General features: G+C 55.2%; 8 protein-coding genes. 7 read left to right on the top strand and 1 reads right to left on the bottom strand.

Annotated elements, in window-relative coordinates; genetic code table 11:
* The first annotated feature begins 626 nt into the window (after positions 1–626).
* From rpmH to ACA108_22155, 7 genes are all read left to right on the top strand, one after another.
* Positions 627–767: a 50S ribosomal protein L34 gene (gene rpmH, locus ACA108_22185; GenBank protein ID XEX95973.1), complete on the top strand. Its 141-nt coding sequence runs from the start codon at positions 627–629 to the stop codon at positions 765–767.
* A 17-nt stretch (positions 768–784) separates the two neighbouring features.
* Complete coding sequence (rnpA, locus tag ACA108_22180) at positions 785–1,144, top strand: ribonuclease P protein component (protein ID XEX95972.1); 360 nt, start codon at positions 785–787, stop codon at positions 1,142–1,144.
* The gene (gene yidD, locus ACA108_22175; GenBank protein XEX95971.1) at positions 1,108–1,365 is read left to right on the top strand and encodes a membrane protein insertion efficiency factor YidD; all 258 of its coding nucleotides are present in this window, start codon (positions 1,108–1,110) and stop codon (positions 1,363–1,365) included. The genes rnpA and yidD overlap by 37 nt, the downstream gene beginning before the upstream one ends.
* A gap of 2 nt (positions 1,366–1,367) precedes the next feature.
* Positions 1,368–3,017 carry a membrane protein insertase YidC gene (gene yidC, locus ACA108_22170; GenBank protein XEX95970.1) on the top strand — a complete coding sequence of 550 codons (1,650 nt, stop codon included), beginning with the start codon at positions 1,368–1,370 and terminating at the stop codon, positions 3,015–3,017.
* 107 nt (positions 3,018–3,124) lie between these two features.
* Positions 3,125–4,489: a tRNA uridine-5-carboxymethylaminomethyl(34) synthesis GTPase MnmE gene (gene mnmE, locus ACA108_22165; protein XEX95969.1), complete on the top strand. Its 1,365-nt coding sequence runs from the start codon at positions 3,125–3,127 to the stop codon at positions 4,487–4,489.
* A 228-nt stretch (positions 4,490–4,717) separates the two neighbouring features.
* Positions 4,718–5,452 (top strand): 4'-phosphopantetheinyl transferase superfamily protein, encoded by a 735-nt coding sequence (locus ACA108_22160; GenBank protein ID XEX95968.1) that lies wholly within the window; start codon positions 4,718–4,720, stop codon positions 5,450–5,452.
* Between the two features lie 5 nt (positions 5,453–5,457).
* Positions 5,458–6,042 (top strand): NADPH-dependent FMN reductase, encoded by a 585-nt coding sequence (locus ACA108_22155; GenBank protein ID XEX98185.1) that lies wholly within the window; start codon positions 5,458–5,460, stop codon positions 6,040–6,042.
* 80 nt (positions 6,043–6,122) lie between these two features.
* On the opposite strand, the gene ACA108_22150 is transcribed toward ACA108_22155, so the two are convergent.
* Positions 6,123–7,454, bottom strand: coding sequence for an NCS2 family permease (locus tag ACA108_22150; GenBank protein XEX95967.1), 1,332 nt, complete (start codon positions 7,452–7,454; stop codon positions 6,123–6,125).
* Between the last annotated feature and the right edge of the window lie 29 nt (positions 7,455–7,483).

The raw sequence follows: 7,483 nt of genomic DNA, 5'->3' as shown, positions 1-7,483 counted from the left end.
GGCGGACTCCACTCGAACAAAGTCGATAAAAAGACGAAGACTGAAAGTTTTACATTCATGATTGTTGACACACGCCGACTCTCCCCAATGGGATCCCGGTACGGGAAGCGTGCGAACCGCTATCTGCGGTTTACCCTGATGTGGTCGATCTCTGGATCACGATCGGGACCGCGGATCATAGCCTAAAGTGCGGCAGAGATCTTCTGTTTCTCACAGTTTCTTCCCGATTTATCCACAGGGTAGTTTAAAGCCGCTTAAGTGTAATCGATCCTGGCGCGCCTGCTGCGACTTCCCCTCTCATATTGGAAAATTTAATGACGAATGCACAAAAATGACGGAAGAGATCTAACGAAGATCCCCGAGGATCCTTGCGCTTTGATGGGGAGGCCGTATAATTCCCCACCCGTCGCATTTCGTCACAGTGCTTGTCTTGCAGATCTTGGTCGTTTTCAGGGTCGGAAGAGGAAGTCAGGCGCGGGAATTAAGGAAAGAGAATTGACTCCGGAGTGTACAATTATTACAATCCGGCCTCTTTAATCAGCCACACTGAGGCGTAAGTCACTGCAGTTTCTGCGGGGCGTTATGCTAACCCAGTGAAATTTATCCAAGTTTAGGTAGAAATCGCCATGAAACGCACTTTTCAACCGTCCGTACTGAAGCGCAACCGTTCACACGGCTTCCGTGCTCGTATGGCTACTAAAAATGGTCGTCAGGTTCTGGCACGTCGTCGTGCTAAAGGCCGTTCTCGTCTGACCGTTTCTAAGTAATAAAAGCTAACCCCTGAGTGGTTAAGCTAGCTTTTCCCAGGGAGTTACGCTTGTTAACTCCCAATCATTTCACGTTCGTCTTCCAGCAGCCGCAAAGAGCTGGCACGCCGCAAATCACCATCCTCGGCCGCCTGAATTCGCTGGGGCATCCCCGCATCGGTCTTACAGTCGCTAAAAAAAATGTCAAACGCGCGCATGAACGCAATCGGATTAAACGTCTGACGCGGGAAAGCTTTCGTTTACGTCAGCACGAATTGCCAGCAATGGACTTCGTGGTAGTGGCTAAGAAAGGTGTGGGTGACCTGGATAACCGGGCTTTATCGGAAGCATTGGAAAAGTTATGGCGCCGTCACTGTCGCCTGTCTCAAGGCTCCTGATAACCCTGATTCGGGGTTATCAGCGCTTCATCAGCCCGCTCCTTGGGCCGCATTGCCGTTTCAATCCCACCTGTTCTCACTACGGAATTGAGGCATTGCGCAGGTTTGGGGTGCTAAAAGGCAGTTGGTTGACAGTGAAACGCGTATTAAAATGCCACCCTTTAAACCCCGGTGGAGACGATCCCGTCCCACCTGGACCAATTGATACCAGAGAACACTAACGATGGATTCGCAACGCAATCTCTTTCTCATCGCTTTGTTGTTCGTGTCTTTCATGATCTGGCAAGCCTGGGAGCAAGACCACGCTCCTCAACCTCAGGCACAACAGACCACGCAGACTACGACCACCGCAACGGGTAGTGCCGCCGCAAGCCAGGGTGTGCCGGCCAGTGGCCAGGGAAAAATCATCACCGTTAAGACTGATGTCCTGGAACTCTCCATCAACACCCGCGGTGGCGATGTTGAACAGGCCCAGCTGTTAACTTACCCGAAAGAGCTCAAGTCTACCGAGCCGTTCCAGCTACTGGAAACCACGCCAGAGTTTATCTATCAGGCACAAAGTGGTCTGACTGGTCGTGATGGCCCGGATAATCCGGCTAACGGTGCTCGTCCGCTGTATAACACGGATAAAGACACCTTCGTGATGGCTGAAGGCCAGAACGAGCTGGTTATCCCGATGACCTATACCGACGCGGCAGGCAACGTCTTCACCAAGTCCTTCACCCTTAAACGCGGCGAGTTCGCGGTTGGCGTGAACTACAACGTGAAAAACGCCGGTGAGAAGCCGCTTGAGATTGCGACCTTCGGCCAGTTGAAGCAGTCCATCAATCTGCCATCCCACCGCGATACCGGTAGCAGCAATTTTGCGCTGCACACCTTCCGCGGTGCTGCGTACTCCACTCCTGACGAGAAATACGAAAAGTATAAATTCGATAAAATCTCTGACGGTGAGAACCTGAACGTCAACGCCAGCAACGGTTGGGTGGCGATGCTGCAGCAGTATTTTGCTACCGCATGGGTGCCGGGTAATCAGGGCACCAACAACTTCTATACCACCAAACTGAACAACGACGTGGCGGCGATTGGTTATAAATCCGCACCGCAGCTGGTTCAGCCAGGTACAACCGCACAGCTGGGTAGCACGCTGTGGGTCGGCCCGGAAATTCAGGACAAGATGGCCGCGGTTGCGCCTCACCTTGACCTGACGGTGGATTACGGCTGGCTGTGGTTCATCTCTCAGCCGCTGTTCAAACTGCTGAAGTTTATCCACAGCTTTATCGGTAACTGGGGCTTCTCCATTATCGTTATCACCTTTATCGTTCGTGGCATCATGTACCCGCTGACCAAAGCGCAGTACACCTCCATGGCGAAAATGCGCATGCTGCAACCGAAGCTGGCCGCAATGCGTGAGCGTATTGGTGACGATAAGCAGCGCCAGAGTCAGGAAATGATGGCGCTGTACAAGGCAGAGAAGGTCAACCCGCTGGGTGGCTGTCTGCCGCTGGTTATCCAGATGCCAATCTTCCTGGCGCTGTACTACATGCTGATGGGTTCCGTTGAGCTGCGCCACGCGCCGTTCGCCCTGTGGATCCATGACCTGTCGGCGCAGGACCCGTACTACATCCTGCCGATCCTGATGGGCCTGACGATGTTCTTCATTCAGAAGATGTCGCCAACTACAGTGACCGACCCGATGCAGCAGAAGATCATGACCTTTATGCCGGTCATCTTCACGGTGTTCTTCCTGTGGTTCCCGTCCGGCCTGGTGCTGTACTATATCGTGAGTAACACGGTGACCATCATTCAGCAGCAGCTGATCTATCGCGGTCTGGAAAAACGTGGCTTACACAGCCGCGACAAGAAAAAGACCTGATAGCATTTAAGCTCAAGCACACGGAAGGCGGTCAATTGACCGCCTTCTTTTTTTCGTCGGGTGGATAAGCGAAGCGTTTTCCACCAGCCATCTCGAAAGGGAAAATAATGAGCCATAACGAGACAATCGTTGCCCAGGCGACACCGCCGGGACGTGGTGGAGTCGGGATCCTGCGCGTCTCAGGCCTGCTTGCTCGCGATGTTGCGCAGGCGCTGCTGGGCAAGCTACCAAAGCCACGCTACGCCGATTACCTGCCGTTCCGCGATGCAGACGACAGCACGCTGGATCAGGGCATTGCCCTGTGGTTCCCGGGGCCGAATTCCTTTACCGGTGAAGACGTGCTGGAACTTCAGGGCCACGGCGGCCCGGTTATCCTCGATCTGCTGTTAAAGCGCATTCTGGCTATTCCCGGCGTACGTATCGCAAGGCCCGGTGAATTCTCTGAACGAGCATTTCTGAACGATAAGCTCGACCTGGCGCAGGCGGAGGCTATCGCTGACCTGATCGATGCCAGCTCAGAGCAAGCCGCCCGCTCGGCGCTTAACTCTTTGCAGGGGGCGTTTTCTGCCCGCGTAAACCATCTGGTTGAGGCGCTGACCCACCTGCGTATTTACGTTGAGGCAGCGATTGATTTCCCGGATGAGGAGATCGATTTTCTGTCCGACGGCAAAATCGAAGCGCAGCTTAATCAGGTGATAAACGATCTAGACGCCGTGCGCGCCGAAGCGCGACAGGGTAGTCTGCTGCGTGAAGGGATGAAGGTCGTTATCGCCGGTCGGCCTAACGCCGGTAAATCCAGCCTGCTGAACGCGCTGGCGGGACGCGAAGCTGCCATCGTGACGGATATCGCGGGCACCACGCGGGACGTGCTGCGTGAGCATATCCACATCGACGGAATGCCGTTGCATATTATTGATACAGCCGGGCTGCGCGAAGCAAGCGACGAAGTAGAGCGTATCGGTATCGAACGTGCGTGGAATGAGATTGAACAGGCCGACCGGGTGCTGTTTATGGTTGATGGCACAACGACAGACGCAACGGACCCGGCGGCAATCTGGCCAGACTTTATCGCCCGTCTGCCCGAGCGTCTGCCGATCACCGTGGTGCGCAACAAAGCGGACGTTACTGGTGAGATGCTGGGCATGAGTGATGTGAACGGTCACTCACTTGTTCGCCTCTCCGCGCGTACCGGTGAAGGCATTGAGATATTACGCGAGCATCTTAAACAGAGTATGGGCTTCGACACCAATATGGAAGGTGGCTTCCTGGCGCGCCGTCGCCATCTCCAGGCGCTGGAAGAGGCCGCTACGCACCTGCAGCAGGGTAAAGCCCAGCTGCTGGGCGCATGGGCCGGAGAACTGCTGGCTGAAGAGCTGCGCCTGTCGCAGCAATGCCTGAGCGAAATCACCGGCGAGTTCACCTCTGACGATCTGCTGGGCCGCATCTTCTCCAGCTTCTGCATCGGCAAATAAACGCAAAGTAAGTAGGTGCTCACTTTTTAGTCTCCCGCTCGGTTTTCGCCGCGCGGGATTTTTTTCGTTCTAATTTAACTAGTTAGCCGTACTACACCTTAAACATTCATCAAAACAATGAATTGATCACGTATTAACCGTTTTTAGCGGTCCGGGGTCGTGCGTTTGGGGCAGAAAAACCCTACAATCGATAAAGATGTCCCAATGACCATTATCACGGAGCGACAAATGGCAACGCATTTTGCAAGATGGACAATTGATCCCCGACTCCCTTGTTCATCGCATCTCGATGAGGACAGCCTCAGCTTTGCAGGCACCCTTTCTGAACGCCGAAAAACCCGTTTTCTGGCCTCACGCACGCTGCTGGCCGAGCTGTTTTTCATGCTATACGGTATTCAGAAGCTGCCGAAAATTGTCACCACCGTTACCGGTCGCCCTCACTTTGCTGACCGCACGCTGTCTGATTTCAGCATCGCCTATGCAGGCAACAGCGTGGGCGTGGCGGTGACGACGGAAGGCCGCTGCGGGCTGGACATGGAGCTGCGCCCGTTTGGCCGGATGACGGGGCAAACCGCCGCCATCCCGTTCAGCAATAATGAAACCACTTGGGTAAACAACCAGAACGATCCCTACGAAGCCCGCGCTCAGCTGCGCACCCTGCGCCAGAGCATTTATAAGCTCACCGGTAGCGACGATGAACTTCAACTACTCCCTGGCGCAGGGCGTTTACGCGTGAAGCACCAGACGCAGATTGAGGCCATCAGCGACGTAGAGGATATTCTGGTCTGGGCCTGCGCGGTATCACCCGCCGTCGAGCGACTATCATTGTGGGAGTACGATCATCTCGAGGGCTGGCATAGCCTGAAGGACGTTCAGGCCCGCCGCAGCGATCCTGACGGTCATATCATACGTTTTACCAGCCTGCCTTACGAAAAACATTATTACCAAACCGACCTTTCCTGAACGTCCTGACCAAAGGAGTGTTTATGTCCGACTCGTTAAAGATAGTTACCTTACTGGGGAGCCTGCGCACGGGCTCTTTCAACGCCATAGTCGCCCGCACGCTGCCGAAAATTGCCCCGGCGGGGATGAGCGTTGAGGCGCTGCCGTCCATCAAAGATATCCCCCTTTACGATGCGGATATGCAGCAGGAAGAAGGCTTCCCGCAAACGGTAGAAGCCATCGCAGAGCAGATCCGCAGCGCGGACGGCGTGGTTATTGTCACCCCGGAATATAACTATTCGGTGCCCGGCGGCCTGAAGAACGCTATTGACTGGCTGTCACGCCTGCCCGAGCAGCCGCTGGCGGGCAAACCTGTTCTTATCCAGACCAGTTCAATGGGGGCGATTGGCGGCGCGCGCTGCCAGTATCACCTCCGCCAGATCCTGGTATTCCTGGATGCGATGGTGATGAACAAACCGGAGTTTATGGGCGGGGTCATTCAGAACAAGGTAGACACGCAGACGGGTGAAGTGGTTGATCAGAGCACGTTAGATCATCTTACCGGGCAGTTAACGTCATTTGGCGACTATATCAGGCGCGTAAAAAACTAACTGATAAAAAAGACCGGTCGCAATAACCGGTCTTTTGTAGGTCCGTAAAGCGTAACGTCTCCCGGCGCAGCCGAGCTAACTCAGTCGATAAAAGCAATCTTCAGGATGAACAGCAGCGCCACCACGATCACGCACGGGCTGAGTTCACGCCAGCGCCCCGTCCCCAGCTTCATCACCAGGTAAGAGATAAAGCCCAGCGCGATGCCTTCGGTAATCGAGAAGCTGAACGGCATCATAACCGCCGTGACAAAGGCCGGAACGGCTTCGGTCAGGTCGTCCCACTTCACGCGCGACAGGCTGGACGTCATCAGTACGCCAACGTAAATCAGCGCGCCCGCGGCGGCATAGGCCGGAACCATTCCCGCCAGCGGCGACAGGAAGATGACCAGCAGGAACAGCAGACCGACGATTACGGCGGTAAGGCCGGTGCGGCCACCGACGGAGACGCCGGAGGAGCTTTCGATATAGGCGGTAACGGATGAGGTGCCGATGAAAGCACCGGCAACGGAAGAGATGCTGTCGACATACAGCGCCTGCTTCATGCGCGGAAACTTGCCTTTGTCGTCCGTCAGCCCGGCTTTATCCGTTACGCCAATCAGCGTACCGGAGGAGTCAAACAGGTTAACCAACATAAAGGAGAAGATCACACCCGCCAGGCCAATGTTCAGCGAACCGGCTAAATCCACCTGGCCGACCACGGACAGCACGTCCGGCGGCGCAGAAACAATGCCGCCGTAGTGCACATCGCCCAGCATCCAGCCCAGCAGCGTAGTGACCACGATGGAAACCAGCACGGCGGCATGGATATTACGAGAAGCCAGAATAGCGATGATAAAGAAGCCCAGCGCGCCCAGCAGCACACTGTGTGAAGTCAGGTTACCGATGCTCACCAGCGTATCTTTGTTAGCCACGATGATGCCGGCATTTTTCAGCCCCATCATGCCGATAAACAGACCAATCCCGCTGGTAATGCCCACGCGCAGGCTGACAGGGATATTGGCAATCATCCAGTAACGAACGCGGAAGAGGGTCAGCAGCAGCAGGCCAACGGCACCCCAGAAGATAGCCCCCATGCCGACCTGCCATGACAGACCCATCGCGCCAACAACCACAAAAGCAAAGAAGGCGTTAAGACCCATCGCGGGCGCAAGCGCCACCGGCAGGTTGGCAAAAATCCCCATCAGGATGCTACCCAATGCGGCGATTAAACAGGTGGTGACGAATACGGCCTGGGTATCCATACCGGCGGCACCAAGGATCTGCGGGTTGACGAAAACGATATACACCATCGTCAGGAAGGTTGTAAGACCGGCGATCGCTTCGGTACGTACCGTGGTGCCGTGTTCGCGCAGTTTGAACACGCGCTCGAGCAGCCCCGGATTTGCAGCCGGAGTAGATTGTGGTTGGCTCATGAGTCTTGATTCCGAACTTGAGAGGGAAA

It is taken from the genome of Dryocola sp. LX212 (genome assembly GCA_041504365.1).
Lineage (GTDB): Bacteria > Pseudomonadota > Gammaproteobacteria > Enterobacterales > Enterobacteriaceae > Dryocola.
This window is presented reverse-complemented; position numbering and strand designations above follow the sequence as displayed.

Excerpts from the sequence above, each read along its gene's own strand:
- rpmH (XEX95973.1), top strand. The coding sequence starts at position 627 with ATGAAACGCACTTTTCAACCGTCCGTACTGAAGCGCAACCGTTCACAC.
- yidD (XEX95971.1), top strand. The coding sequence starts at position 1,108 with ATGGCGCCGTCACTGTCGCCTGTCTCAAGGCTCCTGATAACCCTGATT.
- yidC (XEX95970.1), top strand. The coding sequence starts at position 1,368 with ATGGATTCGCAACGCAATCTCTTTCTCATCGCTTTGTTGTTCGTGTCT.
- mnmE (XEX95969.1), top strand. The coding sequence starts at position 3,125 with ATGAGCCATAACGAGACAATCGTTGCCCAGGCGACACCGCCGGGACGT.
- ACA108_22160 (XEX95968.1), top strand. The coding sequence starts at position 4,718 with ATGGCAACGCATTTTGCAAGATGGACAATTGATCCCCGACTCCCTTGT.
- ACA108_22150 (XEX95967.1), bottom strand. The coding sequence starts at position 7,454 with ATGAGCCAACCACAATCTACTCCGGCTGCAAATCCGGGGCTGCTCGAG.